Raw genomic sequence first — 26,803 nt, forward strand, 5'->3', positions numbered from 1 at the left:
CCCCGCGCTCCTTCGCTACTTGACCTCGATGAGCTCGTAGTTGCTCGTGCCCAGACCGATCTTCTCGGCGTGCTCGATCATGGAGCGCCAGTTGGTGTCCGGATGCGTCAGGTTGAAGTGGTCGTGCTGGCAGCGCTCCGGGATGCCGCCAGCGGCCTCGAGGCGGGCGCGCATGTCGGTGAGCTCGGAGTTGGGCAGCTCCGGGGCCGCGAGCGCCATGTCGATGGCCGCCTGGTCAATGGCCACGGGGTCAAAGCTCGCAAACATCCCCAGGTCGGGCACGATGGGCGTGTCGTTCTCGGCGTGGCAGTCGCAGTTGGGGCTGATGTCGGTGGCGATGGAGACGTGAAAGCTCGGGCGGTCCTGCACGACGGCCTGCGCGTACTCGGCGATCTTGCAGTTGAGCTCGTCGACCGCGGAGTCGGAGCCCGCCACGACGGCGTCCTGGTTGCAGGCGCCGATGCAGCGGCCGCAGCCCACGCAGCGGTCGTGGTCGATGCTCGCCACGGGCACGGTGACCACCTTGCCGCTCTTGAGCTCGCGCTCGCGCGTGGCATCAAAGCTCACGGCCCCGTGCGCGCAGATGCGCTCGCAAGCGCGGCAGCCGATGCACTTCTCGGTGCGCACGAGGGGCTTGCCGGCGGCGTGCTGCTCCATCTTGCCCGCGCGCGAGCCGCCGCCCATGCCGAGGTTTTTCATGGCGCCGCCAAAGCCCGCCTGCTCGTGGCCCTTGAAGTGCGTGAGCGAGATCACGATGTCCGCGTCCATGAGGGCGTGGCCGATCTTGGCCTCCTTCACGTACTCGCCGTTTTTCACGGGTACGAGCGTCTCGTCGGTGCCCTTGAGGCCGTCCGCGATAATCACCTGACAGCCGGTGGCGTAGGGCGTGAAGCCGTTTTGGTACGCGCAGTCGATGTGCTCGAGCGCATTTTTGCGGCTGCCCACGTAGAGGGTGTTGCAGTCCGTGAGGAAGGGCTTGCCGCCGAGCTCCTTGACCACGTCGGCGACGACGCGCGCGTAGTTGGGCCGCAGAAAGCTCAAGTTGCCGAGCTCGCCAAAGTGGATCTTGATGGCCACGAACTTGTTCTCGAAGTCGATCTGCTCAATGCCTGCGCGCAAGATGAGGCGCCTGAGCTTGTCGAGCTGGCTTTCTTTGGCGTAGGTGCGCAGGTTGGTGAAGTAGACCTTTGCGGCGTCCATGAGGCCCCTCTCCTCGGTCCGTCTGGTTCCCCTGAGATTTTACGACAGGCGGGCGAGAAGGGCTGCGGCGGCGCGGCGGCGCGGCGGCGCGCACGGCCGTCATGCTCTATACTGAAAACCATGACTACTTCATTTGCCGAGCTCGGGCTAAACGAGCAGATCCTCGCCGGGGTCGACGCCCTCGGCTTCACCACCCCGACCCCCGTTCAGGCGCAGGCCATCCCCGTAGTGCTCACGGGGCGCGACATCGTGGCCTCCGCGCAGACGGGCACGGGCAAGACGGCGGCCTTCGCGCTGCCAACGCTGCAGCTCGTGGCGGGCGAGAAGGGCAAGGGCCCGCACGCCCTCGTGGTCACCCCCACGCGCGAGCTCGCGGCGCAGATCGAGAGCGTCGTGAGCGTCGTGTGCGAGAAGACCGGCCAGCGCGCGGTCATTGTCATGGGCGGCACCAAGTTCGACCGTCAGATCAAGGAGCTCGAGCGCGGCTGCGACCTGCTCGTTGCCACGCCCGGGCGCCTCATCGACCTCATGGAGCACAACCACGTGAGCCTCTCCCAGGTCAAGGTGCTGGTCCTCGACGAGGCCGACCGCATGCTCGACATGGGCTTTTGGCCCTCCGTGCGCCGCATCATGCACGCGCTGCCGGAGCGTCACCAGACGCTGCTCTTCTCGGCGACCATCCCGCCGTCGATCAAGTCCACGATCGACGCGCTGCTCACCGACCCCGCCACCGTCGAGATCTCGCGCGTGGGCGAGACGGCGGACACCGTCGAGGAGCACCTCTGCCCCGTCACCCAGGGCCAGAAGACCGAGCTTCTGCGCGCGCTGCTCGAGACCGGCGGCGCGGCGGGCGAGAGGCCCGAGCGTGTGCTCGTGTTCTGCCGGACCAAGCACCGCGTGGACGACGTCTCCAAGACCCTCAAGAACGCCGGCGTGAAGGTTGACGTCATGCACGCCGACCGCCCGCAGCAGGCCCGCGCCCGGGCCCTCGAGAAGTTCCGCGATGGCAAGGTCCAGGTGCTCGTGGCGACCGACGTCATGAGCCGCGGCATCGACGTCTCGGGCATCGACGCCGTGGTGAACTTCGACGTCCCCATGGACCCGGAGGACTACGTCCACCGCATCGGCCGTACGGGACGTGCCGGCGCGACCGGCCACGCCTACACCTTCGTGGCGCCCGACGAGATCAGCCCCCTGCGCGAGATCGAGTACTTCACCAAGAAGCTCGTGCCCGTGTGGGACCTCCCCGGCTTCTCCTACGACGCCGGCCGCATCATGCCCCAGGAGGGCCGCTCCACCAAGCGCTCCACGCGCACGATGTTCGCCGGCTCGCGCCAGCGCGGCCGCGGCTTTGGCGGCGGGCGCTACGGCCGCCACTACTAGTCTGTCAATTGGGGACGTGTTTTTTCGTGCAGACTTTTTGGGACAGGTCTCTGGAGGCAGAATCGGCCCGTCCGGGCGCACCAACAAACCTGTCCCTTTTTGTCTGACGGAAATAACCCGTCCCCAACGTGCAGAGGAGGGCGTATGAAGCAGGCGCGACCGTACCCGCGCGTCACCATCACCCGCAAAGCGGCGCGCTCGCTCGTCGCAGGGCACCCGTGGGTCTTCGAGGGCGAGGTGCTGGCCGCCGACCCCGCGCAAAACGGCGACGTCGTCGACCTCTTCGAGGAGAACGGCACGTGGCAGGGGGCGGGCCTGCTCTCCCAGGAGTCCAAGATCCGCGTGCGCGTTGTCACTCGCAACGCCAACGACCGCGTCGACGAGGCCTTCTGGCGCCGTCGCGTGACGTGGGCCTGGCAGCACCGTCGCGCCGTGATGGGCGGGCGCGCCCTGCCCGGCGCCGAGCCCGACACCAACTGCTGCCGCGTGGTCTTCTCCGAGGCGGACGGCATCCCCGGCCTCGTGGCGGACCGCTACGAGAACGTGCTGGTCACGCAGGTGGGGACCGTGGGCATGGAGCGCCTGCGACCCGTCGTGTACGCCGCGCTTCTCGACGCGCTGGCGGCAGACGGCGAGAAGATCGACGCCATCTACGAGCGCAACGACGGGCCCTCACGTGCCAAGGAGGGCCTGGCCCAGTACAAGGGCTGGTGGGACGGGCTGCCCGCTCCCAAGACCCCCCGCATCATGGTGCGCGAGAACGGCCTCTCCTTTGACCTGGACATCGAGAACAGCCAGAAGACCGGCTTCTTCCTCGACCAGAAGTACAACCGCCGCGCCGTGCGCGAGATTGCGACCGGGAGGCGCGTGCTCGACTGCTTCTGCCACGTGGGGCCCTTTGGCCTCAACGCCGCGGCGGGCGGCGCCGAGCACGTGCGCTGCGTCGACGTGAGCGACACGGCCATCGAGCTCGCGCGCGAGAACGCCCGGCTCAACGGCCTCGAGGACCGCATGGCCTTCACCTGCGCCAACGTGCTCGACTACCTGCCGGAGCTCCGCGCGGACCGCTCGCGCCTGTGCGAGGAGGGTGGCCCCTTCGACCTCATCGTGCTGGACCCGCCGGCCTTCACCAAGAGCCGCGGAACCGTCTCTCACGCAGCTCGCGGCTACCGTGAGATCAACTACGAGGCCCTGCGCCTCCTTCCGCGCGGCGGATACCTGGCCACGTGCAGCTGCTCGCACTTCATGACGCGCGACCTTCTCGCCAAGGCCATCGCCGAGGCCGCGCACCAGGCAAACGTGCAGCTCAAGCAGGTCGAGGAGCGACAGCAGGCCCCGGACCACCCCATCCTCTGGGGCTTCCCGGAGAGCCACTACCTGGACTTCTTCATCTTCCAGGTCGTCTAGCGCCCAAAAGGATCGCGGCCGGCGCGGCGGGCAGTGCTACATTAGGGGACTGAAAGTCACGCACGTCCCCGGGAGTCACACGATGCTCGAGCTCTTTGGCATGTTCGTCCTCGCCCTCGCACCCATCATCTGGCTGGTCATCGCCCTCTGCGGCCTGCACATGGAGGCCTGGCTCGCCAGCGCCGGCGCCTTCGTCGTCGCGGCCGTCTGCGCCATGCTCGGCTGGCAGATGACGCCCCTCAACATGGCAACTGCCGCGCTCGAGGGGTTTGCCATGGCGCTCTGGCCCATCGTCATCGTCATCATCGCCGCGGTGTTCACCTACAACGTCACCGTCCACACGAGCGGCATGGAGACCATCAAGGCCATGCTCTGCTCGGTCTCTGACGACAAGCGCATTCTCACGCTGCTCATAGCCTGGTGCTTCGGCGGGTTCCTCGAGGGCATGGCGGGCTTCGGCACTGCCGTCGCCATTCCCGCGAGCATGCTCGTGGCGCTCGGCGTCTCGCCGGTGACCTCCATCCTCGCCTGCCTGATCGCCAACGGCGTCCCCACCATGTTCGGCTCCATCGGCATCCCCACCACGACGCTCGCCTCCATCACCGGCATCGACGCCTTCGAGCTGGCGACGGTCCAGGCCATCCAGGTGCTCCCGTTCGTGATCGTCTGCCCGATCCTCATGGTCATGCTCGTGGGCGGCGGTGCGAGGGCGCTCAAGGGCGCGCTGCCCGCGGCGCTCGTCTCCGGCCTCTCCTTTGGCCTGCCCATGATCGCGGCGGCGCAGTTCGTGGGCCCGACGCTCGCCGACGTGGTCGCCGCCACCTGCGCGCTGGTCGCCACCTTCCTCTTTGCGCTCACCAGGCGCGGGCGAGAAGTGCCCGCGGAGTACCGTCTCACGGGCGTCCACCACTACGAGGGCTTTGGCGGGCCCGCGCTGCAGATCCTTCTCGCATGGTCGCCCTTCATCCTCATCCTCGTTGCCCTGCTGCTCACCAGTCAGCTCGTCCCGGCCATCTACGAGCCGCTCTCCGCCGTCGCCACCACGGTCAACATCTACGCAGGCGACCCCACGGCAACCCTCACGTTCACGTGGATCGACACCCCTGGCGTGATCATCATCGTCTGCGGCATCATCGGCGGCCTCATCCAGGGCTGCAGCGTCCGCGAGCTCGTCCAGGTTCTTCTCGACACCTGCAGGCAGATGAGCAAGACCATCCTCACCATGCTCGGCGTGCTGGCCTGCGCCAAGATCATGGGCTACTCCGGCATGATCGCGAGCATCGCCGCCTTCTTCGTGGGGACGCTCGGCGGTCTCTACCCGCTCGTCGCCCCCATCCTCGGCGCGCTGGGGACCTTCGTCACCGGCTCCGGAACCTCCAGCGAGGTCCTCTTTGGCAACGTCCAGCTCCAGGCCGCCCAGTCGATCGGCGCCAACGAGACCTGGCTCGTGGCGGCCAACTCGCTCGGCGTCTCTGCGGGCAAGATGCTCAGCCCGCAGAACATCGCCATCGGCTGCGCGGCGTGCGGACTGGTGGGCAAGGACGGCGAGATTCTCGGCAAGATTGCCGCGTACGCGTTCGGCTTTGCCGTCGCGATGGCGGCGCTCGTGTACGCGGGGTCGCTCGTGCTGTAGAAGCCACGCCGCATCCCAGGCGAGAAGAACGTCAACCCGTCACTTCTTGCGGCGGGCGCGGAAGAACGTGCGCAGCAAATCGGCAGCCTCGTCGGCGAGCACGCCAGGAGTCACCTCGAACTCGTGATTGAGCCGCGGGTCATGGCTCACGTCGTAGAGCGTGCCGAGCGCGCCGCCCTTGGGGTCGGTCGCACCGTACACGCAGCGGTCGACGCGCGCGTTGACCATGAGGCCCGCGCACATGAGGCAGGGCTCCAGCGTCACGTAGACCGTGCAGCCCGTGAGCCTCCAGCGCCCGAGCGCCCGCGAGGCGGCAACCATCGCCGCAAACTCCGCGTGGGCGGAGGGGTCGGCGTCGGTCTCGCGCCGGTTGTGGGCGCGCGCCACGACCACGCCGTCGCACACCACCACGGCCCCGATGGGCACCTCGCCCTCCTCCGCCGCGGCCTGCGCCTCCGCGAGCGCCAGGCGCATGAAGCGCTCGTCGTCTGCCGTCGCGGCGCCGACGCGCGCGATCGCGCCCTTCTCGTCCGTCGCGAGCCTCTCTGCCTCTGACACCCTGCCTCCTCGAGCCCGAGCCCTCCCACATAGGGTAGGATAGTTCCTGCATCCGGAGGAGTGGCAGAGCGGTTGATTGCAGCGGTCTTGAAAACCGTCGAGCGGGCAACCCCCGTTCCGAGGGTTCGAATCCCTCCTCCTCCGCCATTTGCGGGCACGCGGGCCCCGGCCGGGCTTTCCCAGCCGGGGCCCGCAGCGTGTCTACTCGCCACCCCCGGAAAATAACATGCACGAAGCGACCCCGGAGAGGCCGCCCGACAGCGTTTGCCCAGTTGCCGAAAAAGGCGCGGCCGCTTCGTGCCTGTTATTTTTCTGGCGTGCCGGGAAGCGCCCCGGACTCCCCGCTCGCGGGCGCCCGCCGCACGCGCCTGCGCGCCAGCGCGCGGTGCGCCCAGGCCGCCACGCCCGTGAGCGCCACCGCGTCCGCGATCGCGAGGGCCGTTCCCACCCAGTTGAGCCCCGCGCGCTTGATCGGCCGCTCAATGCCCGCACGGCCCCCCTCGGCGGCCGCCTCGTTGTAGGCGAGGTTCGTCGCGCGCGCCTCCACCGCCAGGTAGAGCACGTTCTTGGTCGCGCGCCTCAGGCTCGCCACGTAGCCGCGCCACGCCGCCCCGTCAGCCGCCTCCGGCGCAAACGCGTACGCGCCGTTGCGGAACACCCCGTCCATGAAGAGGTCGCCCCCGGCGTAGAGCGCCTGGTCGGCGCTCATGTACTGCTGGTGGTCGGCGTAGTCGGTGATGACGGCGCCCTCGAAGCCCCACTCGCCGCGCAGCACGTCCTCAAGCAGCGCCCGGCTGCCGCCCGCCCACACGGCTCCGACGCGGTTGTACGAGGTCATGAGCCCCGTGGCGCCGCCCTCGACGGCGATCTGGAACGGCCGCAGGTAGAGCTCGCGCAGCGACTGCTCGGTGAGCCACGTGTAGAGCGAGTCCCGGTAGGAGTCTTGGTTGTTGACAGCAAAGTGCTTGAGCAGGCAATACGTGCCCGCCTCGCGCGCCCCGGCCACGACAGCGGCGGCCGTGGTCCCGCACACGAGCGGGTCCTCGGCGTAGTACTCGTAGTTGCGCCCGCCCAGCGGCGTGCGATGGAGGTTCGCGCAGGGCGCGTAGAGCCCGTCGACCCCCAGCACCGCCGCCTCCGTCCCCAGCTGGCGACCGTAGGCGCGGGCGAGCCCCTCGTCCCACGTCTGCGCCAGCACGCAGGGGCTGGGGTATCCCACGCCATACGTCAGCTGGTTGAACGACCCCACCTGCGCGGGCCCGTCGACCTCCTTGGTGAGCGGCTTGCCAATCTCCTCGATCGCGCCCGTCGCAAGGTAGCCGTGCAGCGTGAGGCGCTCCATGTCGCTCACGGAGATGCGGTCGAGCACGATCTCCCAGAAGGGGCTCCCGTAGTCCTCGCCCAGCTGGCGGCCAAGCTCCGTGAGCTCGCCATTGTCAAAGAGCTGCCAGGCGGAGCTCCACGTGGACGCCGTGGGCTGATAGGTCCCCGTCTCCGCGTCCTCGGAGGCGAGAAGGGCGTCCCCCTCGGCCTGCCGCTCGTCGTAGCGGTTGAGCGCGGCAACGTCCTCGGACATCGCCCGGCTCGCGGCGCGCGCACGCGGGAAGGTCCCGGCAAAGTCGGCGCGCGTGAGGTAGCTCACGCCCTCCGACCCCCCGTCCACGGAGACGCCGTCGACGGCATCGGCGCCCGTGAAGCGGTTGCGCACGACGGCCCCGGTCTCGAGGCTCTCCTCGCAGCGCACGTCCGCGGGCAGCCAGAGCACCGTGCGGGCCGCCGGACAGTCCGCGACCTCGTGCGCGTTGCGCTTGAGCTCCACGACGTACTCGCCGCGCTCGAGCTCGTAGCCCGCAAAGCCGTTGCCGTTTGCGTCCGCGTGGTCGTAGGAGGCCACGTCATCGAGGTCAAAGGAGAGCGTCAGCTCCTGGCTCTCGCCGGGCTGCAGGAGGTCGGTCTTCTCGTACGCCACCAGCACGGTCGACGCCTTCTCGATCCCGCCCGGCTTGTACGGCGGGGTGCAGTAGAGCTGCACCACGTCGCGACCGGCCACGTCGCCGGTGTTGGTCACGCGCACGCGCAGCGAGAAGCTCGTGTCGCGCCCCACGCGCGTGCCCTGCGAGGGGGATCGCCCCTCGACCTCCCAGCCAAACTCGGTGTAGCTGAGGCCAAAGCCAAAGGGGTACTGCACCACGCCCTCGTAGCCCGTGCCGTGCTCGTTTTCCACGTCGTCCCAGAAGCCCTCGGCGTCGGCCGTCTCGTACCAGCGATAGCCCACGTAGATGCTCTCGACGTAGTCCACGTAGCGCACCGCGTCGTAGGTCTCGGGCACGCCCACGTTGACGTTGGGGGTGCCGTCGGCGGGGTAGAGGCCCTGCGAGCCCACGTAGGAGCCCTCGCCCTTCTCGCCCGCGTTTGCCCAGCTCGCGGCTGTTGAGAAGTCGTAGGCGTAGGTGTCCGCGGTGCGGCCCGAGGGGTTGACGTCGCCCCAGAGCACCGACGCCACGGCCCGGGCGCCCACCTCGCCGGTGGGTCCCACGAGCAGCGCGGCGTCGATCCCGGGGATCGTCTCGAGCTGGCCGAGCTCCATCGTGTTGGTTGCGTTGACGATCACGACCACGTGCTCGTAGGTGGCGCCCACGTAGCGCAGGAGCTCTTCTTCCTCAGAGGAGAGCTCCAGGTAGGTGCGGGTGGCGTCCGTCACGACCTCGCCGTCGCGGTCACGGACCTTGTACTGGCGGGACGGGCAGTCGATCGACTCGCCCGCCACGCGCCCGATCACCACGAGCGCCGTGTCCGAGTAGGAGCGCGCGGAGGCGAGCAGGTCCTCGGAGTAGCAGCTCTCATCGCCGAGGCGCGGCTCAAAGAGGCGGCAGTACTCGTAGTCGTGGCTGTTGAGGGCGCCGGAGCCGCGGTAGTCCCGCTCGCCGTGAAAGCTCCGGTACATGTCCGTAAGCTCGCGGTTGTAGGCCACGCCTCGCTCCTCCAGCGCGTCGAGAAGCCCCAGCACGGGGCCCGTGACCTGGCCAGATCCCGAGCCCGAGCCCACCCACTGGGTCGACGCCCAGCCAAAGACGTTCACGCGGTCGGTCCCGGCGGGGAGCGGCAGCGTCTCGTCCTCGTTGCGCAGCAGCACCACGCCGCCGGCCTCCACGCGCTCGGCGAGGGCGCGGCCCGCGGCCATCACGCTCTCGCGCTCCCGGTCCGTGACCTCCACGACGTCGGTGCCCAGAAACGACTTCATCGTGTCGCCGAGAAGAACCGCGGCCGCGGTGCCCGCCGCGAGCGCGCCGATGACGGCGAGTGCGACGACGCCGGCGGCCACCCGCGCGACGCGGCGCACGAGCTGGCGCACGATGAGGTGGTTCTTCTCGGCACGTGGCATGTGGTCTCCTCTCCGCTCCATCATACGACGGCGCATGGGCTACAATGGCCAGTGGATAATCCTCCGAAGAGAAAGGTCCGCATGAAGCCTCGACCTCGTCGTCGATGACCCTGCGGCGCGCCCCGCCTGCGCGTCGCCCGACGCCCTACGCAGCTTAAGGAGCGCGAATGATCTATCTGTCCCAACTCTTGGGCAACCCTGTTCTCGATGCCGACGGCGAGAAGGTCGGCACGGTCTCTGACCTTGGCATCGCCACCGGCGAGGTCTTCCCCCGCATCACGAGCTTGGCCTTCATGGGGCCCGGCCGCACGCCCATCATGATCTCGTGGCGCAAGTTCGTCGACACCTACGACGAGCACGAGGTCCACCTCAAGGTCATTGCCACGGACCTGCGCTTCTCCTACCTGCAGCCGGACGAGGTGCTTCTTGCCCGCGACATCCTCAACAAGCAGATCGTGGACACCCACGGCATGCGCGTCGTGCGCGTGAACGACCTCAAGCTCTCCGACACCAGCTCCACCCAGCTGCGCCTGCTGGGCGCCGAGGTGGGCGCGCGCGGGCTGCTGCGCAGCCTCCACCCCGCCCTCGAGCGCGTGGCGCTGCGCCTGGCGCGCACCTTTGGCCACCCGATGCCCGAGAAGATCATTGCGTGGAGCTACATGGACCTCGTGGAGCGCGACCTCTCCAACGTCAAGCTCTCCGTCTCGCACAAAACCCTCGACGACATGCACCCCGCCGACATCGCCGACATCATCGAGCGGCTCGACCCGCGCCTGCGCGGCCAGGTCTTTGCCCAGCTCGACGACGAGCAGCGCGCCGCCGCCGTGGCGGAGTTCGACGACGACGCCATGGCCGCCGAGCTCATGGGCAACCTCAACGAGTCCGACGCCTCGCGCATGCTCTCCGAGATGGACCCCGACGACGCGGCGGAGCTGGTCTCCGAGCTCGACTACGACAAGGCCGAGAAGCTCCTGCGCCTGATGGGCGTCCAGGAGCAGCGCGCCATCCGCCAGCTGCTCGGCTATCGCGAGAACACCGCGGGCCGCATCATGACCTCCGAGGTTGCCTCCATCGGCGAGACCGCCACCGTGGCCGACGCCGTGGAGCTGCTGCGCGGCCTCGACGAGGACTTCGAGTCCGTCCGCTACGTCTACCTCACCGACGAGGACGGCCGGCTCTCGGGCGTGGTCACCCTGAACAGCCTCATCGTGTCCGAGCCCGAGACCCGCCTCTCCGAGATCGCCACCGAGGACCTCGTCACCGCGAGCCCCGAGGACGACCAGGAGGACGTGGCCGAGGACATCGCCAAGTACAACCTGCTCGCCATGCCCGTCGTCAACGACGAGGGACGCCTGCTGGGCATCGTCACCGTCGACGACGCCCTCGACGTCCTCGAGGAGGAGCACGCCGAGGACCTGCGCGTGGCCGGCGGCTCGGCGGACGGCGAGGACTCCGGGCACGCGAGCACCCTCATCTGGCTCGTGCGCCGCAACGCCTGGGTCGCGCTCTGGGCGCTCGGCGTACTCGCGCTGGCGTTTGTGGTGGGCGGCAGCCTCGGCCTCGGCGAGACGCTCGCCGCCGCGATCCCGCTCGCCGTGGCGCTCGTCCTCGCGGACGACTCCATCAGCTACGTCACCAACTTCTTCCTCGAGAACGACCCCGACGACGAGGACTCCCCCTCGATGATCGGCTTCACGTTCAAGGGTCTGGGCCTGGGCGCGGCGCTCGGCGTCCTCGTCGCCCTGATCGTCGTCGCGCTCGAGAGCGTCATCGCCTCGCCCGCCGTTCCCGCCGTCCCGTCCTCGCTCGGCGGGCTCGGCGGCGCCCTCACCACGGGAGGCTTCGCCGCGGCGGTATCCACCTTCGTCTCGTTTGCGCTCACGCCCGTCTACCTGGCCGTCCTGCGCAGCCGCGACGAGCACAACAAGGAGACCTCGGGCTTCACGATCTCGGTGATCGCGATGCTCGTGGCGGTGGCCGTCTTCCTCGTCGTCGTGATGGCCCTGGTGGCGTGATGAAAGGCGCCGATCGCACCTCGTCGCTGCAGCCGCGACGCATCCTGGCGGCCATGGGGCCGGGCATGGTGGCGGCGCTCGCCGGCGCGGACGCCGGCGGCGTTGCGACCTACTCCAACGCGGGCGCCCTCTTTGGGTTCCACCAGCTCTGGACCGTGCCCGTCATGTGCTTTCTTCTGATCGTCGCCCAGGAGACCGCGGCGCGCATGGGCTGCGTCACGGGCAAGGGCCTCGCGTCGCTCATCCGCGAGCAGTTCGGCGTGCGGCTCTCGGCCCTGGCCATGCTCGCGCTGCTCGTCTCCAACACCACGGTGACGCTCTCGGAGTTCGCGGGCATCGCCTCGGCGCTCGCCCTGTTCGACGTGCCGCCCATCGTCTCCGTGCCCGTCGCGGCCCTCGCCATCTGGCTGCTCACGATGAGCGGGTCGTACCGGCGCATCGAGAAGGTCCTTCTCGCCATCGCGTGCGTCTTTGTGACCTACATCGTCGCCGGCGTCATGGTGGGGCCGGACTGGGGCGAGGCGCTGCTCAACACCGTGGTGCCGCACGTCCAGGCCACGCCGCGCTACCTCTCGCTGCTCGTGGCCAGCGTGGGCACGGCCATCGCGCCCTGGATGCTCTTCCTGGCGCAGAGCAACGTGGTCGAGAAGAACGCGCGCGCCGACGACCTGCCCTACCAGCGCATCGACACCGTCACGGGCGCCGTGGCGGCGAGCGTCATCTCCTGGTTCATCATCCTCACGACCGGCGCGGTGCTCCACCCGGCGGGGATCGCTGTCAACGGGGCCGAGGACGCGGCCGCCGCGCTCGCCCCGCTCGTGGGCGACTACGCCGAGACGCTCTTTGGCGCCGGGCTCGTGGGCGCGTCGTTTCTCGCCGCGTGCGTGCTGCCCGGCATCACCTCGAGCGCCATCTGCGAGGCGTTTGGCTGGGAGCGCGGGGCCGACCGCAGCTGGACCGAGGCCCCGGCGTACCGCGGCATCATCACCGCCGTCATCGCCCTCTCCGCCGTCGTGGTGGTGCTGCCCAACGTGAACCTGTTTGGCATCATGATGGTCGCCCAGGTGATCAACGGCGTGCTGCTGCCCGTCCTTCTCGTCTTCATGGTGCTCATCGCGAGCGACAAGCACGTGATGGGCCGCTTTGCCAACGGCCGGCTCTGGAACGCCCTCACGTGGTTCACGATCGCCGCCGTGGCGGTGCTGACCGTTATCATGTTTGCCATGCAGGCAATGGGGCTGTGACCGGGGCCGCGACGGCCGGGCGGGGCCCCAGGGCTGGGGAGAAGGACGATGAACGCCCTCAAGGCGCGCATATGGCTCGACGGCAAGCGTGACAAGCTCGTTGCCACGCTGCCGGTCATCGTGTTCTTCATCGTCTTGCTCTGGGTCGTGACGCTTGGGTTTGGCTCGGACTACCTGCTCGTGGTCTCCCCCTTCACGACGCTTTTCGAGACGCGCCTCACCAAGTACAACCCGCCGACCCAATACGCCCGGTTCGTGCTCGTGAGCGCCTTCGTGCTGCTCGCCGCACGCGTGGCGGTCTCGGGCATCGTCGCGTGCGTGCTCGTGAACCTCTGCGTCCCGTTCTTTCTCGTCTTCATGCGCTCCTCGCAGCTCAACCCCCGCCGCTACTTCCCCTACACCATGCTCTTCTGCTGGCTCGAGCTGCGCCCCTACGCCATCATCGACACCTTCTGGACCCAGGCCGCGGTGCTCGCCACCTGCTGCGGGCTGCTCTCGGCGGCCCTGCTCATGGCCGGCGTCGCGCGCCATCGCGCCGACGGCCCCACCGAGCAGCTGCACGTTCTTGTCCGCCGCCTCGCAGACGACCTCGACCGCGCCGCGGGGAGGCCCGACGGCGCCCTCGCGGGCGAGCTGCTCGCGCTCAGGAGCGACTTCGCGCGGCTCGCCTACACCGCCCGCGAGGACTCCTGCGCGCCGGCGCGCGTGTCCGACCTGCTGGACATGTTCGCGACGCTCGCCCAGCGCACCGCCTACCTCTCGGGCAGCTCCGACTGGGAGGGCCGCCACGAGGAGCAGCACCGCCGCGCCCTCGCCGAGCTCGCGGGCCTCACGCGCCGCATGGACGTCGCGCTGCGACTCGAGAGCGCCGAAGCCTGCGAGGCGCTCCTGCCCGAGGTGAGCGCCCTTCTCGCAAAGACGCCCATCCCCGAGGACCGCTTCCGGATCTTCTTCCAGAGCTACCTCAACCTGGTCTCGCTCATCCTGCGAACCGCCGCCGACCCGCACCAGCGCCCCTGGCGCCTCACGCCGCGCGGCCTCGCGCGCGTCACGCTCTTTCGCAAGCGGCCGAGCCTGGACTCCTTCGAGATGCGCTTCGCCGTGCGCTGCGGGGCCGTCCTGGCCGTGAGCTGCACCACCAACCTGCTCTTTCCCGTTGAGAAGCTCTACTGGTTTGCGCTGCACGCCTTCCTGCTTCTGCAGCCCTTCCCCGAGGAGACCGTCCGCCGCATGCGCACGCGCATGATCGGGACCGTGATCGGGTGCCTCTTCGTCCACGCGCTCGCCCTGCTCGACCTGGGCTACGCGGGCATCACCATGCTGGGCATGGTCTTGGTGGCGCCACTGTACGCCTCGACGCCGGGGTCGGTGACCTCGGCCTTCTTTGCCACGGCGTACGCGGTCACGATGGCCTCGGTCTCCATCGACGACTCCTACGCCACGGGCATGCGCCTCGCGAGCCTGGTGCTCGCCATCGTCACGGTCTCCGTCGTCAACCGCCTGGTGTGCCCGAGCTCCGACCGGCGCCTCTTTGTGGCCAACCTGCGCCAGATGTTCGACATGATTGGGCGGTTCTGGGAGCTCGTGCGCGCCACGCTGGTCACGCGCGTGGACACCGTCGTCTCCTCGGAGACGCTGCTGCACTTCCAGATGGTCCACGGCCAGGCGGCCCGCTTCGTCGACTCGCTGGGCGAGAAGGACGAGCGGGACCCCGAGATCGCCGAGCTCGCACGGTATCGGGCCGCGGCGGAGCGGGCGCTGTTTTGCCTCTGGGAGCTCATGTGCGAGCTCGAGCAGCTCGAGTTGATCGTCCGCCTGCACGAGGTACGCCCCGAGGAGCAGGCGACGTTTGGCCGCATCATCGAGCTCGCGGAGGCCAACTGCGACCCGCGGCGCTTTGGGACGGGCATCGAGGATGCGCGCGAGCTCGTGGCGCGCCTCTCCGAGCCGGACCTGCGCTACGTGCTCGGGCAATACGTCGAGCGCGCCGGCGAGCTGCGCACCGCCATCGACGACGCCCGCGGGGCGCTCGTGGAGAAGCCCTCGTACGCCGAGCAGGTTCGCCACTGACCCCGCGACCTGCAAGTTGAAGACAGTCCCCAATTTGCAGGTCGCGAGGGGGTTACTTTCTGGCCTTGTCGAACTCCTCCTTGAAGGAGCCGAACATCTTGCCAAAGCCGCTGAGCTGCCTGCCGGCGGCACGAGCGACCTTGTCGCCGGTTGAGGCCGGCTTCTTCTTGGGGGCGGGCTTTGCCTTCGGCGTCGCGGACGGCGCCGGGGCGTAGGTCTTGGGCTGCGCCTTCTTGGGGGCGTTCGCCGGGTCCGCGCCCTTCTCGGCGATCCTTGCGACGGGCTTCTCGACGCGAACGTCGGCGGCGGGCACCTGCGGCACGGCGGGCGGCTCGTCCTCGGGCGTCGCGGCGTCGGAGATGGCGCGCTTGGCCTTTCCCAGCACCTTGCCCAGGGCGAACGAGCCCTTGTCGACGGCTTCCCCGGCCGCAGCGCCGACCTTCTTGCCCACCTCGGCGCCCTTGGCCTTGGCGCGGGCGTAGCCCTCGCCCGCAGCGCCCGCGAGGCCGCCGTCGAGCTCGACGGGGCGCTCGCCCGGGTCGACGACCATGAAGCCGCCGGAATAGCCGCGGACCATGTCGGGCGTGATGACGAACGAGCCGATAAGGGCCCGCGCGAGGCTGCCGTCGGTGGTGAGGAACTGGCGGACGGCGCCGCTCTTCTCGTCAAACTCGGCGTCCGAGACGTAGCCGAGGGACTTGCCCTCCACGGTCCGGGCGTCCATGCCGGACCAGATGATGCAGGCGTCCCAGTTGAGCCCCAGGCGACGCCGGGCGGCGACGTCCATGCCGTCCTCGGGGCGCGTCACGAGGAGGTCCCTCTCGGCCGTGAGACGGTATGCGTCAAGCGCGAGGAAGCAGTCCTCGCGCTTGATCATGCCAACGGCGTCGGGGCGCTTGACCATGAGGCCAACGACCCGCTTGCCGTCGGGCGAGAAGACCACGTTGTGGACCTTGCCGAGCTTCTGGTACTTGTCGGTGACGGTGCCGTCCTTGGCGGTCTTGGTCTTCTTGTGGATAAGGACGCGCAGGCCGGTGAGCTCGCTGACCTTGGTCACGCGCTACGCCTCGGGGGTCTCGTCGTCGGCGTCGACGACCTCGACGTGCACGGCGTCGGCGGGCTTCTCGTCGGCGACGGGCATGTCGGTCATGGCGGAGACGCGATCGGCCACGGAGCTCACGGCGTCCTGGACCTGGGAGGAGGCACCGGCGACGGCCTCGGAGAGGGAGTCGCGGAGCTGGTCCATGCGCTCGCGGGCGAGGTCGACCTTGGCGCGAAGCTCGTCGGTCTTGGCGTCGACCACGGGGCGCACGCCGCTGAACTTGTCGGAGACGACGCCGGCGCCGCGCTCATAGGTGTCGACGGCGCTGTCCCACGCGTCGTTCATGGCGTCGGCCGCCATGGCGCGGCTCTCGGCGCCGGAGCGAGGGGCGAGCATGACGCCCGCGACGACGCCAGCCGCAGCGCCGACGATGCTGCCAAAGATGAAGCCGACCGTCTTCTTGTTCATGGGATCCTCCTGTCAGTGCTGGCTACTGGGGGCGCGGGAGTGCGCCGGGTGGGCGGGTGTTAGCGAACGAGGTGGGGGCGCGGGACGTCGCCGAGATCCCAGGCGTCCGCGGGGCCGGGTTCGGGGTCCTTCTCGTCCTCGGGGGCGTCCTCGGGCTCGGGGGTGAGGTCCTCCGTCTCAGGCTCGTCGGCAAAGTCATCCACGAGCTCGGGCTCTGCCTCGGGCGCCGGCGCGGTCACGGGCTCGGGCTCGGAAGCGAGCTCCGGCTCCTCGGCCCCGAGGCTCTCCACCAGGGAGACGAGCCCGTCGACGATGGCGTCCACGTCGGGACGCGGGTCGCTGCCGCCGGAGTAGGCCCACTGGAGGACCCAGACCGCGCTCGACAGCGCGCCGGCAACCAGGACGTCATCCGGGCAGGCGAGGGTGATCTGGTAGAGGCCGTCGCCGAGGCCCGTTGTCAGGCCGGAGGAGACGTCTCCCGCCACGTCGGTGCGGGCGAGCAGCTCGACGGTCACGTGCTCGAGCAGGTGAGCGAGCTCGGTGTCCTCTACGACCTCGCCAAAGCTAGACGAGGAGTCGCCCAGGCAAAGGTGGTCGGCGAGCCCCGGCATGAGGTCGAGCACGAGCTCGGTGCCCTTGGGGTCCTCGCTGGTCATGAGCGGCGCGCTCGGCGCGAGCCCCACGATGGCCTCGAGGTTCCTCGGGCCGACGATCACCTTCTTGATCTCGAAAAGCTGAGCCATCGCCCGGCTCCCCCTCGTGTCAGGCCCACCGGGAGCGGCGGGCGGCGTACCTTTGACCATTGTAATGAATGTCGCGGGGTCCGGCCTACTCCTTCTCGGAGTCGGCCGGCTTATCCCCGTCAGCGTCAGTCTCGGCATCCTCGGCGGCGGGCTCGGGCGCCACGACGCGGAGCATGGAGAGGCGACGGCCGCGCATCGACTGGACGCGGAACTGGAAGCCGTCCTTCTCGATGATGTCGCCGGGGTGAGGGACCTTGTCGGCGAGCTCGAGCACGAAGCCGGCGACGGTCTCGTACTCCTCGCTGTCCTCGATGGGCCAGCCGAGCTCGATGGCGTCGTCGATGGAGAAGCGGCCGTCGACGAGCCACTCGCGGTCGGAGAGCTTGGTGAGGTACTTGTTGTCGGGGTCGAACTCGTCCTCGATCTCGCCCACGACCTCCTCGACGATGTCCTCGATGGTGATGATGCCCGCCGTGCCGCCGTACTCGTCGACGACGATGACCATCTGATCGTGGCTGGACTGCATCTCGGAGAGCAGCGGGATGATGTCCTTGGTGTCAGGGACAAAGTCGGCGGAGCGCACGTGGCCGGCAACGGGGTCGGAGGCGCGGCCCTCGTCCAGGATCGGGCTGATGATGTCCTTGATGTGGGCGATGCCCACGATGCGGTCGACGGACTCGTGGAAGATCGGGATGCGGGAGTAGCCGGTGCGGCGCATGACGGCGAGGACCTCGGTGAGCGTGGAGGTGTCCTCCATGGCCGTCATGTCGACGCGCGGGACCATGACCTCGCGGGCGATGGTGTCGCCCATGTCGATGACCTCGTGGATCATCGACTTCTCCTGGTCGGTGAGCTCGTCGGCGTCCGTCACCATATACTTAATCTCCTCTTCGGAGAAGCTGTCACGCTCGTCGGCGGAGGCGACGCCCAGAAGGGCGGAGAGACCGGCGGCAGACTTGGAGGTCAGCCAGACGAAGGGTCGGGCCACGTGCATGAACGCACGGATGACGCCCGAGACGGACTTTGCCACGCCCTCGGAATCAGCGAGCGCGATGCGCTTGGGGACGAGCTCGCCCACCACGATGGAGAGGTAGGACACGAGGAGCGTGATGATGACGGGGGCGAGGGCGTCGGAGATGCCGTCGGGCACGCCGAAGCTCTCGAACCACATGCCGAGCGGGTCGGAAAGGCTCGTGGAGGCAAACGCCGCGGAGGCAAAGCCGACGAGCGTAATGGCTACCTGGATGGTTGCGAGGAACTGGCCGGAGTCAGCGGAGAGGGCCAGGGCCGCCTTTGCCCTCCTGTCACCCTCCTCTGCCTCGGGTTCTAGAATTGCCCGCTTGGCGGAGACGACGGCCAGCTCTGAGGCTGAGAAATAACCGTTTGCGAGCGTGAGCAGAAACGTGACAACGATGCTAATGGCTACGTCCATGCGCCTGTGCGCAACCTCCTCGGTCGGGGATCAGATGCGTGCCGCGGGCCGGGACGATGGGGCCCTCGACACAATGGATTGATTTTATCAGGTCGAACGCGCATACACCACAACGTTGTCCCCCAGGTTGTCACAAGGCTGCAAAACGCCCCTTCAATCCATATTCCGATGGGTCGCGGAACAAAAGTCGCCTTCGATCCATGGCTTTTGAGGGGTCACGCGCCCCTCGGCGGCGCCCGCTCGAACGATCATCTGGGAAAACGCTGGCGGCGGCGCCCGCAAGACCCCGCGCGCGGCCATTTTTCCATGGATCGAAGGCGGGTTTTGTTCCGCGCCGCGCCTCAATATGGATTGAGCGCCACTTTTGCGCTCACGAGCCGAGTGCTCCGCCGCTGAGCTCCTTGAGGGCCGCCTCCTGCGACTCCGTTCCGAACAGCCGCTCCCGCAGGTCCCTTCTGCTTTGCGCCATGCGGGCGCTCGGGGGCCGCCGGCTCAGGCCCAGGCTCCGCTCCAAGTCGCTCACGAAGTGGTCGAGCAGGGCATTGCTCCTCAGGATTCCGTTGGTGAGCGTCAGACAGTCCATACCCTCATCCTGGTACATGCGCCGCTTTGCCTCGTCTCGGGCCCGCGCCGCGGGAGACAGGTGCTCCTGAGTGCTGTCGTATTCCACCACGGTCCCGTTTTCCCAGGAAAAGTCAGGGACGATGGTCTTCTGCCCAAAGGCCTCGGCAAGCCGATCGGGCAGGTCAATGCGCTTGTTCATGGCAAAGCCCACGAGCCCTGCGCCACCACGCGCTCGGCTCTGGAGGAAGAAGATCGCCACGCTCGTTTCCCTCGGCGAGTTCGAGCGCTCGACGGCGAGCGCAAGGGCCGACAGGGCCCGGACCGCCCCCCGGACGCGCAGGGCCCGGGCGGCCTTTGCGTAGCCCTGAAGGTCGGCGAGGCTCGCGAGCGGCTCGACGTCGCCCGCGCTCCCCTCGTTTGACCAGGGGGTGAGCGCGTAGGCCCCCGCCATCTCGCAGGCAAGCTCGGCGAGCTCGATGGTGTCCCAGCTCGAGGCGAGCTGGCAGAAGACCACGGGCATCCTGCACACGGAGATGTCGTCACCTAGGCCAACTAGATGCTCGTCGGTCAGCGGGCCTCGCCAGACGTGATCTTCGACGCGTGCCGCTCCGTGCCGCCCCTCCCGCCCCCTCAAGACAACCTTGAGGGGCGCCTCGCTGTCACACAGGTCAAGCGCGAGGCCTGCCCGCTCCGAGACGGAGAGCGCCCGCGCTCCGTAGGTCTTTCCGGCGGGCTCCGCCACGCTGCGTCCCTCGTGCGCGACCCTTATATTTCTCCAATAGTTGAGCGCTGACTCATATCCTACTATCAACTTAGCCTCCTAGCTTTGTAACACAACTCTAGCGTTAAGTATGCCAGGAGATTTGCTTTCGTGGAAGCTATTTATCTTGTCCTTTATTTTTCTACATTTGTCGAAACCTTATTCATGCTTTGAGCGAATGTAGAAAAGGCCGCCCGAGCATGCCCGGACGGCCTCTTCTCACGTATGTCGCGCCTTGGTTAGCCCACGAGCTTAGCCACGAGGTCGCGTGCCTCGGTGAGCTGCTCCTCGCTCGGGATCCAGTTCACGGCGAAGGTCTTCTCAGGGAGCTGGAAGCCGGCAGCCTCGAGCTCCTTGCCCACGTTGTTGGGGCCAAGCGGCGCCCAGCCGTAAGAACCAAAGGCCAGGCCCACGCGGTTGTCGTTCTTGGGCGAGAGGCCCTTCATGTAGGTGAGGAAGCTCGCCACGGTGGGTAGCATCTGGCTGTTGAGGGTCGGCGAGCCCACGCAGACGTACTTGCAGTCGAGGAAGACGTCCATGACGTTGGAGATGTGGTTCTCCTTGAGGTCCATCAGCTGCGCGGGCACGCCGGCGGCCAGGAACCCGTCAACGAGAGCGCGGGCGATCTTCTCGGTGGAGTGCCACATCGAGTCGTAGACCACCACGGCACGCTCCTTGACCGCGCCGGAGACGAAGTCCTCCTCGTAGGCGCGCAGGATGTCCTCGACGTGGCTGCGCCAGATCACGCCGTGCGCCGGGCAGATCATGTCAAGCGCGTCCGGCCCGAGGGAGCGCACGGCCTTCACGGCAGCCGTGGCCTGGGCGCGGTAGGGCTGAACGATGTTGGCGTAGTACTTGCGCGCCTGGTGCATGATCTCGCAGAGGTCGTTCTCGTCGTCAAAGCGTGCGGAACTGGCAAAGTGCTGGCCAAAGGCGTCATTGGAGAAGAGGATCTTGTCGTAGGCGTCGTAGGTCACCATGTTGTCCGGCCAGTGGACCATCGGGGTCTGGACAAAGGTCAGGGTGCGCTTGCCGATGCACAGGGTGTCGCCGGTCTTGACGCCATGATAGCCCAGGTCGCCGTAATGGGCGGTCATGTTCTTGACGCCCTGCGGGGCGGAGCAGTAGATCTCGGCGCCGGGGGCGAGCTCGTGGATCATGGGCGTGGAGCCGGAGTGGTCCATCTCCACGTGGTTGGCAACGAGGACGTCGATCTTGGACGGGTCGATCACCGAAGAGATGCGCTGGAGCAGCTCGTCTTTGAAGGTGACCTTGGCGGTGTCGATGAGGGTGACCTTCTCGTCGAGGATGAGGTAGGCGTTGTAGGTGATGCCCGCCTCGGTGGTGTAGCCGTGGAACTCGCGCGCGTTCCAGTCGAGCGCGCCGACCCAGTAGACGTCGGGCTTGATCTGAACTGCGGAAAGCATGGGACCTCCTGTGGGATGACGGCCTTATTTGTTAGCCGGCTAGAGGCATTTTACCCAACTGCGGGCGGCCGGACCCCGAGGACCGACCGCCCGCGTGGGGGCTCTGTTAATTGGGGACTGTCCCCAATTTGCAGACTACTTCTCGCCGGCGGCGCGGCGGGCGGCGTACTCGGCCGCGAGCTTCTGCTGGATGTCGTGCGGGACCTGCTCGTAGCCGGAGACCTCGAGCTCAAACTCACCGGTGCCGCGGGAGAGCGAGCGCAGGCGGGTGGCGTAGTCGGTGACCTCGGCGTACGGGATGGTCGCGACGACGGTGGTCTCGCCGGCGGTGGCGCCGGTGCCGGCCTCCATGCCCTCGACGCGGCCGCGGGAGGCGGAGACGTCACCCATCACGGAGCCGGCGTAGCTCTCGGGCACGGTGATGCGCAGGTGCGCCATGGGCTCGAGCAGGACGGGCTCGGCCTGCTCGACGGCCTTCTGGAAGCCGATGCGCGCGGCGGTCTTGAACGCCATCTCGTTGGAGTCGACGGGGTGGTAGGAGCCCTCGTAGACGGCGACCTTAACGTCGATCATCGGGTAGCCGGCGAGCACGCCCTCGCGCATGGTCTCCTGGACGCCCTTGTCAATGGCCGGGATGAAGCCGCGCGGGATGTGGCCGCCCACGACCTCGTCGGCAAACTCGTAGCCGGCGCCCGGGTTGGGCTCGATGCGCAGCCAGCAGTCGCCGTACTGGCCGGCGCCGCCGGTCTGCTTCTTGTGGCGGCCCTGGGCGGAGGCGACGCGGCGGATGGTCTCGCGATACGGGATCTTGAGCGCCACGGTGTGGGCGGTGATGCCGGCGCGGTCCTCGAGGCGGTCGAGAAGGACGCTGACCTGCGCCTCGCCGATGGCGGAGATGACGGTCTGGCCGGTGTCCTCGTCGCGCTCGACCTTGAGGGTGGGGTCGGCGTCCGCGCTCTTCTCGAGGAAGGCGTAGAGCTTGCCCTCGGTGCCGCGGGAGTCGGGCTCGATGGCGATGCGATAGAGCGAGTTGGGGAAGCGGAACTCGGCGGCCTCGACCTTGCCCGTGACGGACAGGGTGTCGCCGGTCATGGCCTCGAGCTTGGGAACCACGACGATGTCGCCAGCGGCTGCGGACTGGACGTCGGTGGTCTCCTTGCCGCACATCTGATAGAGGTGGCCGAGACGCTCGGTCTTGCGGGTGCGGGCGTTGGTGAGCTCGATGCCCGGCGTGATGGTGCCGGCGAGGACCTTGAGGAAGGAGAGGCGGCCGTTCTGCGGGTCGTTGAGGGACTTGAAGGCAAAGACCACGGGTCGCTCGTCATCCTCGGAGATGTCGAGCTGCTCGCCGTTGACCAGCGGGATGCGGCCAAAGTCGGCCATCGTGGGGAACCAGGCCACGGCGGCGTCCATGAAGGAGATGACGCCCTCCTCGCGCACGCAGCTGCCGGAGAAGACCGGGACAAAGACGCGCTCGCGGATGGCCTTGGCGAGCAGGCCCTCGAGCTCGTCCTGGGTGACCTCCTCGCCCTCGAGGTACTTCATCATGACCTCGTCGTCCGCCTCGACGACGAGCTCGGTGAGCTGGGCGCGGGCGGCCTCGGCGGCGTCGACGAACTCGGCGGGGACGTCCTCGACCACGGGCTTGCCGTTCTCGAGGTGGCGCGCCTTCATGTGGACGACGTCGATGATGCCCTGGAAGGCCTCGCCGGAGCCCATGGGGATGGTGACGGCGCCGAGGTTGGTGCCAAAGCGCTCCTGGAGCGCGGCGAAGGCGACGTCGAAGTCGGCGTCGGGGCGGTCGAGGCGGTTGATGAACAGCGCGCGCGCGAGACTGAGCTCCTCGGCGGCGTACCACAGGCGGGTGGTGATGGTGCCCGGGCCCGAGGCCGCGTCCACGACAAAGACGGCGGTCTCGCAGGCGCTCATGGCCGCGTAGGCGTCGCCGACGAAGTCGGGGTAGCAGGGGGCGTCGAGCACGTTCAGGCGGGTGCCCTCCCAGACGATCGGGGCGATGGCGGTGGAGATGGAGAAGCCGCGCTCGCCCTCCTCGCCGTCGTAGTCGAGCGTGGGCTTGGTGCCGGCGTGACCGCCCAGACGGGTGGTGCGGCCCGTCAGGTGGAGCATGGCCTCGGCCAGCATGGTCTTGCCCACGCCGCCTTGGCCCACAAGGACCACGTTCTTGACCTTCTCGGTTCCCTTTGCAGCCATGATGCCTCCCTTGAACGGGGTGTATGCACGATGTGAATCACCTTACCCACGTTTGGGCACAACGTTTCGCACATATCGGGCAGCGGGCGAGAAGAACGGTGGGGGCGCAACGTCTCCGTCCCGCCCCCACGGTCACTTCTTGGGTTCGTCGCCCCCCTCGCCCTTCTTGGGAAGCCGGCCGGCGCGGCGCAGAGCGTCGCGCAAGATCCACTCGACTTGGCCGTTGGCGCTGCGCATCTCGTCGGCGGCCCAGCGCTCGACCGCCGCCCAGACCTCCGGGTCTATGCGGAGCGGATATTGCTTGCGCGCGGCCACGACGTCGGCGCCTTACTGGTAGAGGGAACCGGTGTTGAGGACGGGCTGGGCCTCGGACTCGCCACAGAGCACGACCATCAGGTTGGAGGCCATCACGGCCTTGCGGTCGTCGTCGAACTCCACCACGCCGCCGTCGGAGAGCTCCTTGAGCGCCATGTCCACCATGGAGACCGCGCCCTCGACGATCTTCTTGCGCGCGGCGATGATGGCCTCGGCCTGCTGGCGGCGCAGCATCGCCTGGGCGATCTCCGGCGCGTAGGCGAGGTGCGTGAGGCGGGCGTCGTCCACGGAGACGCCGGCCGGGGCGAGGCGACGGTCGAGCTCCTCCTTGAGGGACTCGGAGACCTCCTCGATGTTGGAGCGCAGCGTGATGGAGCTGTTGGAGGCGTCGTCGTCCTCCATGTGGTCGTAGGCGTAGATGCTCGCCACGTGGCGCAGCGCGGTCTCGGTCTGCATGGACACGTAGCTGGGGTAGTGGTCCACGTCGAAGAGGGCCTTGGCGGTGTCGGCCACGTGCCAGACCACGACGGTCGCGATCTCGATGGGGTTGCCCATCTTGTCGTTGACCTTGAGGCGGTCGCCGTTGAGGGTGCGGGCGCGCAGGGAGACCTTGGTGGAGAGCGCCTTGGCGGCAGCGGCGGCAGCGGCGGCCTTCACGGACGGGGTGCCCTCCTCCAGGCTCACGTCGATGGAGGCGCCGGTTCCTTCGGAGCCCAGGCTGTGGCTGTAGAAGGGGTTCACCCAGTAGAAGCCGGACTCGCGGACGGTGCCCACGTAGTTGCCAAAGAGCACGAGCACGCGGGCCTGGCCCGGCTGCAGCGAGAAGAAGCCGCTGCTGATGATGATGGACACGATGAGCAGCACGATGCCGCCGACGAGCAGCGCGGGGCCCGTGACGGGGGCGGGCACGCCGGCGTCCTCCGCGGAGGCGAGGGTGATGATACCCTGAACCATGCCCCAGATGGCGGCGGCGTAAGCGACGAGGTTGACGAAGAGCATGGGCCAGCCGGACGCGGCGCGGGCCTGCTTCTCTACGGTCATCTTGGTTCCTTTCAACGGCGCTGCGGCCCCCCATGGGTCGCGGTGCGCTGATGCCATTGTGATATCAAGTTGGTTTCTTTTCAAGAGGGAGGGGCGGGCGCGGCGAGAATGTCGGCGAACGGCAGGTATACTGGACGCCATGGGATATAAGACCTACACCTGTCCGATCGCGCGCGACTGCGGGGGCTGCGAGTGGCTCGCGGTTCCCTACCCCATACAGCTGCGCCGCAAGCAGGAGCAGGTGGAGGGGCTGCTGGGCGAGATGGCGGCGGCGGACGGCTGCGAGCTCGAGCCCATCCGCGGCATGGACGAGCCGCTGCGCTACCGCCACAAGGCCGCCACGCCGTTTGCGCACGGGGCCCGTGGTCGCGTGCTCTGCGGGTTCTACGCCGCCGGCACGCATCGCATCGTGCCGTGCCGGGACTGCCTGGTCGAGGACCCGCGCGCTCGGCGCATCCTGGGCGCCGTCGCCCAAACCGCCGAGCGCCTGCACATCCCGCCCTACGACGAGGACCGCGGCGTGGGCGTGCTGCGCCACGCCGTCGTGCGCTGCGGCTACGCGACGGACGACGTGCTGCTCACGCTCGTCACGCGCGTGGACGAGCTGCGCGGCGCCGAGCGCCTGGTCTCCGAGCTGCGCGCGGCGTGCCCCGAGGTCACGAGCATCGTGCAGAACCTGAACGACCGCCGCACCAACGCGATCCTAGGCCGGCGGTGCCACACGCTCTATGGCCCCGGCCACATGCACGACAGGCTGCTCGGGTGCACCTTCGAGATTGGCCCCACGAGCTTCTACCAGACCAACCCCGCGCAGACCGAGGTCCTCTACCGGCTGGCGCTCGAGGGCGCCGCGGGCGCGCGGCGCGTGCTCGACGCCTACTGCGGCACGGGCACCATCGGCATCTGCGCCGCGGCCGAAAGCCCGGACGCGCAGGTGGTGGGCGTGGAGCAGGTCACGGGCGCCGTCGCCTGCGCGCGGCGCAACGCCGAGGCCAACGGGGTCGCGCAGCGGTGCCGCTTCGTCGCCGCGGACGCCACGGCCTGGATGGCGGGGGCGGGTCGCGAGGAGCGCTTCGACGTCGTCGTCATGGACCCGCCGAGAGCCGGGAGCACGCCGGAGTTCCTCGCCGGGGTGGCGGCGCTCGCGCCGGGGCGCGTGGTCTACGTGAGCTGCAACGTGATCACGCAGGCGCGCGACCTCGAGCTGCTGCGAGAACGGGGCTATCGCCTCACGCGCGTGGCCCCCGTGGACATGTTCCCGCACACCAAGCACGTCGAGACGGTAGTTCTCTTAGGTAGGGAATTTGAGAAAAGCCGCGAACATGTCTACTTGGACTATAAGCCGTCTAAAGAAATTGATCTGCCCGGCGGTGCGACCTATTCCGAGATAAAACAATGGATACAGGCTGAATACGGTTTGAAGGTATCCAGCTTGTATGTTGCACAGGTCAAACAGAAGCATGGTATTGTTGAACGGGAGTGTTACAACAAACCCAAATCCGAAAATGCCAAGCAGCCGAAATGCCCGCCGGAAAAGGAAGCGGCGATTGAGGCAGCACTGAAGCATTTCAAGATGATCTGATTGCTCTTAGATTCTGAGCCGGAGGCAGAGCCAGCCACCGCAAAGCGGCTTGCACTTGGCGGATTCTGGCGGCGGTGCTATACTGGTGAACACGACGGTGAGGTTCTTTGGAAGATTGCTCCTGAGTTCCTCACCGTCGGCTTTTTATGGGCAGTGCCGCCGACAGGTTCAGTCAAGTGTGGCGGTCAAATTTTGCTCAGATTGCAAATAAGGCGCCTAAAGGCACAGATACACGAGAAACGAAGAAAAATTGCACAGCGTAAACGACAGGCGCACATTTCGCTATATTCTAAGACGAGCCGCAACTGCACTATGTAGCTGCGGTT

Annotated in this window: 19 protein-coding genes and 1 tRNA gene; 8 read left to right on the forward strand and 12 right to left on the reverse strand. The window is 68.1% G+C overall.

Annotated features, from left to right (window positions below):
* Positions 1 to 15: 15 nt before the first annotated feature.
* On the reverse strand, positions 16 to 1,200 hold the full coding sequence (locus NW198_RS06860; protein WP_258340517.1) for a DUF362 domain-containing protein: 1,185 nt from the start codon (positions 1,198 to 1,200) through the stop codon (positions 16 to 18).
* 120 nt (positions 1,201 to 1,320) lie between these two features.
* Between NW198_RS06860 and NW198_RS06865 the strand changes: the two genes are divergently transcribed.
* The 3 genes from NW198_RS06865 (at position 1,321) to NW198_RS06875 (ending at position 5,623) form a co-directional block, all read left to right on the forward strand.
* Positions 1,321 to 2,583, forward strand: coding sequence for a DEAD/DEAH box helicase (locus NW198_RS06865; RefSeq protein ID WP_087313620.1), 1,263 nt, complete (start codon positions 1,321 to 1,323; stop codon positions 2,581 to 2,583).
* Between the two features lie 144 nt (positions 2,584 to 2,727).
* Complete coding sequence (locus tag NW198_RS06870) at positions 2,728 to 3,990, forward strand: class I SAM-dependent rRNA methyltransferase (RefSeq protein WP_258340518.1); 1,263 nt, start codon at positions 2,728 to 2,730, stop codon at positions 3,988 to 3,990.
* An 82-nt stretch (positions 3,991 to 4,072) separates the two neighbouring features.
* Positions 4,073 to 5,623, forward strand: a complete 1,551-nt coding sequence (locus NW198_RS06875; protein ID WP_258340520.1) for an L-lactate permease — start codon at positions 4,073 to 4,075, stop codon at positions 5,621 to 5,623.
* A 39-nt stretch (positions 5,624 to 5,662) separates the two neighbouring features.
* Here NW198_RS06875 and tadA read toward each other — a convergent pair whose 3' ends face one another.
* The gene (tadA, locus tag NW198_RS06880) at positions 5,663 to 6,139 is read right to left on the reverse strand and encodes a tRNA adenosine(34) deaminase TadA (RefSeq protein ID WP_258340545.1); all 477 of its coding nucleotides are present in this window, start codon (positions 6,137 to 6,139) and stop codon (positions 5,663 to 5,665) included.
* 96 nt (positions 6,140 to 6,235) lie between these two features.
* Here tadA and NW198_RS06885 point away from each other — a divergent pair.
* Positions 6,236 to 6,328, forward strand: a tRNA-Ser gene (locus tag NW198_RS06885).
* 157 nt (positions 6,329 to 6,485) lie between these two features.
* Here NW198_RS06885 and NW198_RS06890 read toward each other — a convergent pair.
* Positions 6,486 to 9,563 carry a glycoside hydrolase family 3 protein gene (locus NW198_RS06890; protein WP_258340522.1) on the reverse strand — a complete coding sequence of 1,026 codons (3,078 nt, stop codon included), beginning with the start codon at positions 9,561 to 9,563 and terminating at the stop codon, positions 6,486 to 6,488.
* A 167-nt stretch (positions 9,564 to 9,730) separates the two neighbouring features.
* Between NW198_RS06890 and NW198_RS06895 the strand changes: the two genes are divergently transcribed.
* The 3 genes from NW198_RS06895 to NW198_RS06905 are packed head-to-tail and all read left to right on the forward strand — an operon-like array spanning position 9,731 to position 14,892.
* Positions 9,731 to 11,578, forward strand: coding sequence for a magnesium transporter (locus NW198_RS06895; protein ID WP_258340523.1), 1,848 nt, complete (start codon positions 9,731 to 9,733; stop codon positions 11,576 to 11,578).
* Positions 11,578 to 12,822, forward strand: a complete 1,245-nt coding sequence (locus NW198_RS06900; protein ID WP_258340524.1) for an Nramp family divalent metal transporter — start codon at positions 11,578 to 11,580, stop codon at positions 12,820 to 12,822. The genes NW198_RS06895 and NW198_RS06900 overlap by 1 nt, the downstream gene beginning before the upstream one ends.
* A gap of 48 nt (positions 12,823 to 12,870) precedes the next feature.
* Positions 12,871 to 14,892 carry an FUSC family protein gene (locus NW198_RS06905; RefSeq protein WP_258340525.1) on the forward strand — a complete coding sequence of 674 codons (2,022 nt, stop codon included), beginning with the start codon at positions 12,871 to 12,873 and terminating at the stop codon, positions 14,890 to 14,892.
* A gap of 52 nt (positions 14,893 to 14,944) precedes the next feature.
* On the opposite strand, the gene NW198_RS06910 is transcribed toward NW198_RS06905, so the two are convergent.
* The 9 genes from NW198_RS06910 to NW198_RS06950 all read right to left on the reverse strand — a co-directional run bounded on the left by NW198_RS06910 (position 14,945) and on the right by NW198_RS06950 (position 24,895).
* Complete coding sequence (locus NW198_RS06910; RefSeq protein ID WP_258340526.1) at positions 14,945 to 15,949, reverse strand: PRC-barrel domain containing protein; 1,005 nt, start codon at positions 15,947 to 15,949, stop codon at positions 14,945 to 14,947.
* Positions 15,950 to 15,952: 3 nt separating this feature from the next.
* The gene (locus tag NW198_RS06915) at positions 15,953 to 16,402 is read right to left on the reverse strand and encodes a YtxH domain-containing protein (RefSeq protein ID WP_087313638.1); all 450 of its coding nucleotides are present in this window, start codon (positions 16,400 to 16,402) and stop codon (positions 15,953 to 15,955) included.
* Positions 16,403 to 16,461: 59 nt separating this feature from the next.
* Complete coding sequence (locus NW198_RS06920) at positions 16,462 to 17,145, reverse strand: hypothetical protein (protein ID WP_258340527.1); 684 nt, start codon at positions 17,143 to 17,145, stop codon at positions 16,462 to 16,464.
* An 85-nt stretch (positions 17,146 to 17,230) separates the two neighbouring features.
* Positions 17,231 to 18,577, reverse strand: a complete 1,347-nt coding sequence (locus NW198_RS06925) for a hemolysin family protein (protein WP_087313643.1) — start codon at positions 18,575 to 18,577, stop codon at positions 17,231 to 17,233.
* A 370-nt stretch (positions 18,578 to 18,947) separates the two neighbouring features.
* Positions 18,948 to 19,883: a hypothetical protein gene (locus NW198_RS06930; RefSeq protein WP_258340528.1), complete on the reverse strand. Its 936-nt coding sequence runs from the start codon at positions 19,881 to 19,883 to the stop codon at positions 18,948 to 18,950.
* A 257-nt stretch (positions 19,884 to 20,140) separates the two neighbouring features.
* On the reverse strand, positions 20,141 to 21,328 hold the full coding sequence (locus tag NW198_RS06935) for an FprA family A-type flavoprotein (protein ID WP_087313647.1): 1,188 nt from the start codon (positions 21,326 to 21,328) through the stop codon (positions 20,141 to 20,143).
* A 135-nt stretch (positions 21,329 to 21,463) separates the two neighbouring features.
* Complete coding sequence (locus NW198_RS06940; protein ID WP_087313649.1) at positions 21,464 to 23,539, reverse strand: translation factor GTPase family protein; 2,076 nt, start codon at positions 23,537 to 23,539, stop codon at positions 21,464 to 21,466.
* Between the two features lie 132 nt (positions 23,540 to 23,671).
* A complete protein-coding gene (locus tag NW198_RS06945; protein ID WP_087313651.1) occupies positions 23,672 to 23,854 on the reverse strand; it encodes an Arc family DNA binding domain-containing protein in 183 nt (60 codons plus the stop codon).
* Positions 23,855 to 23,866: 12 nt separating this feature from the next.
* Positions 23,867 to 24,895 (reverse strand): SPFH domain-containing protein, encoded by a 1,029-nt coding sequence (locus NW198_RS06950; RefSeq protein ID WP_258340529.1) that lies wholly within the window; start codon positions 24,893 to 24,895, stop codon positions 23,867 to 23,869.
* A gap of 139 nt (positions 24,896 to 25,034) precedes the next feature.
* On the opposite strand from NW198_RS06950, the gene rlmD reads away from it, so the two are divergent.
* Positions 25,035 to 26,477, forward strand: a complete 1,443-nt coding sequence (rlmD, locus tag NW198_RS06955) for a 23S rRNA (uracil(1939)-C(5))-methyltransferase RlmD (RefSeq protein ID WP_258340530.1) — start codon at positions 25,035 to 25,037, stop codon at positions 26,475 to 26,477.
* Positions 26,478 to 26,803: the final 326 nt, after the last annotated feature.

This window comes from Thermophilibacter sp. ET337, assembly GCF_024733715.1.
Classification (GTDB): Bacteria; Actinomycetota; Coriobacteriia; order Coriobacteriales; family Atopobiaceae; genus Thermophilibacter.

Excerpts from the sequence above, each read along its gene's own strand:
- NW198_RS06915 (WP_087313638.1), bottom strand. The coding sequence starts at position 16,402 with ATGAACAAGAAGACGGTCGGCTTCATCTTTGGCAGCATCGTCGGCGCT.
- NW198_RS06920 (WP_258340527.1), bottom strand. The coding sequence starts at position 17,145 with ATGGCTCAGCTTTTCGAGATCAAGAAGGTGATCGTCGGCCCGAGGAAC.
- NW198_RS06905 (WP_258340525.1), top strand. The coding sequence starts at position 12,871 with ATGAACGCCCTCAAGGCGCGCATATGGCTCGACGGCAAGCGTGACAAG.
- NW198_RS06950 (WP_258340529.1), bottom strand. The coding sequence starts at position 24,895 with ATGACCGTAGAGAAGCAGGCCCGCGCCGCGTCCGGCTGGCCCATGCTC.
- NW198_RS06940 (WP_087313649.1), bottom strand. The coding sequence starts at position 23,539 with ATGGCTGCAAAGGGAACCGAGAAGGTCAAGAACGTGGTCCTTGTGGGC.
- NW198_RS06870 (WP_258340518.1), top strand. The coding sequence starts at position 2,728 with ATGAAGCAGGCGCGACCGTACCCGCGCGTCACCATCACCCGCAAAGCG.
- NW198_RS06925 (WP_087313643.1), bottom strand. The coding sequence starts at position 18,577 with ATGGACGTAGCCATTAGCATCGTTGTCACGTTTCTGCTCACGCTCGCA.
- NW198_RS06875 (WP_258340520.1), top strand. The coding sequence starts at position 4,073 with ATGCTCGAGCTCTTTGGCATGTTCGTCCTCGCCCTCGCACCCATCATC.
- NW198_RS06895 (WP_258340523.1), top strand. The coding sequence starts at position 9,731 with ATGATCTATCTGTCCCAACTCTTGGGCAACCCTGTTCTCGATGCCGAC.
- NW198_RS06865 (WP_087313620.1), top strand. The coding sequence starts at position 1,321 with ATGACTACTTCATTTGCCGAGCTCGGGCTAAACGAGCAGATCCTCGCC.
- NW198_RS06860 (WP_258340517.1), bottom strand. The coding sequence starts at position 1,200 with ATGGACGCCGCAAAGGTCTACTTCACCAACCTGCGCACCTACGCCAAA.
- NW198_RS06890 (WP_258340522.1), bottom strand. The coding sequence starts at position 9,563 with ATGCCACGTGCCGAGAAGAACCACCTCATCGTGCGCCAGCTCGTGCGC.
- rlmD (WP_258340530.1), top strand. The coding sequence starts at position 25,035 with ATGGGATATAAGACCTACACCTGTCCGATCGCGCGCGACTGCGGGGGC.
- NW198_RS06935 (WP_087313647.1), bottom strand. The coding sequence starts at position 21,328 with ATGCTTTCCGCAGTTCAGATCAAGCCCGACGTCTACTGGGTCGGCGCG.
- NW198_RS06900 (WP_258340524.1), top strand. The coding sequence starts at position 11,578 with ATGAAAGGCGCCGATCGCACCTCGTCGCTGCAGCCGCGACGCATCCTG.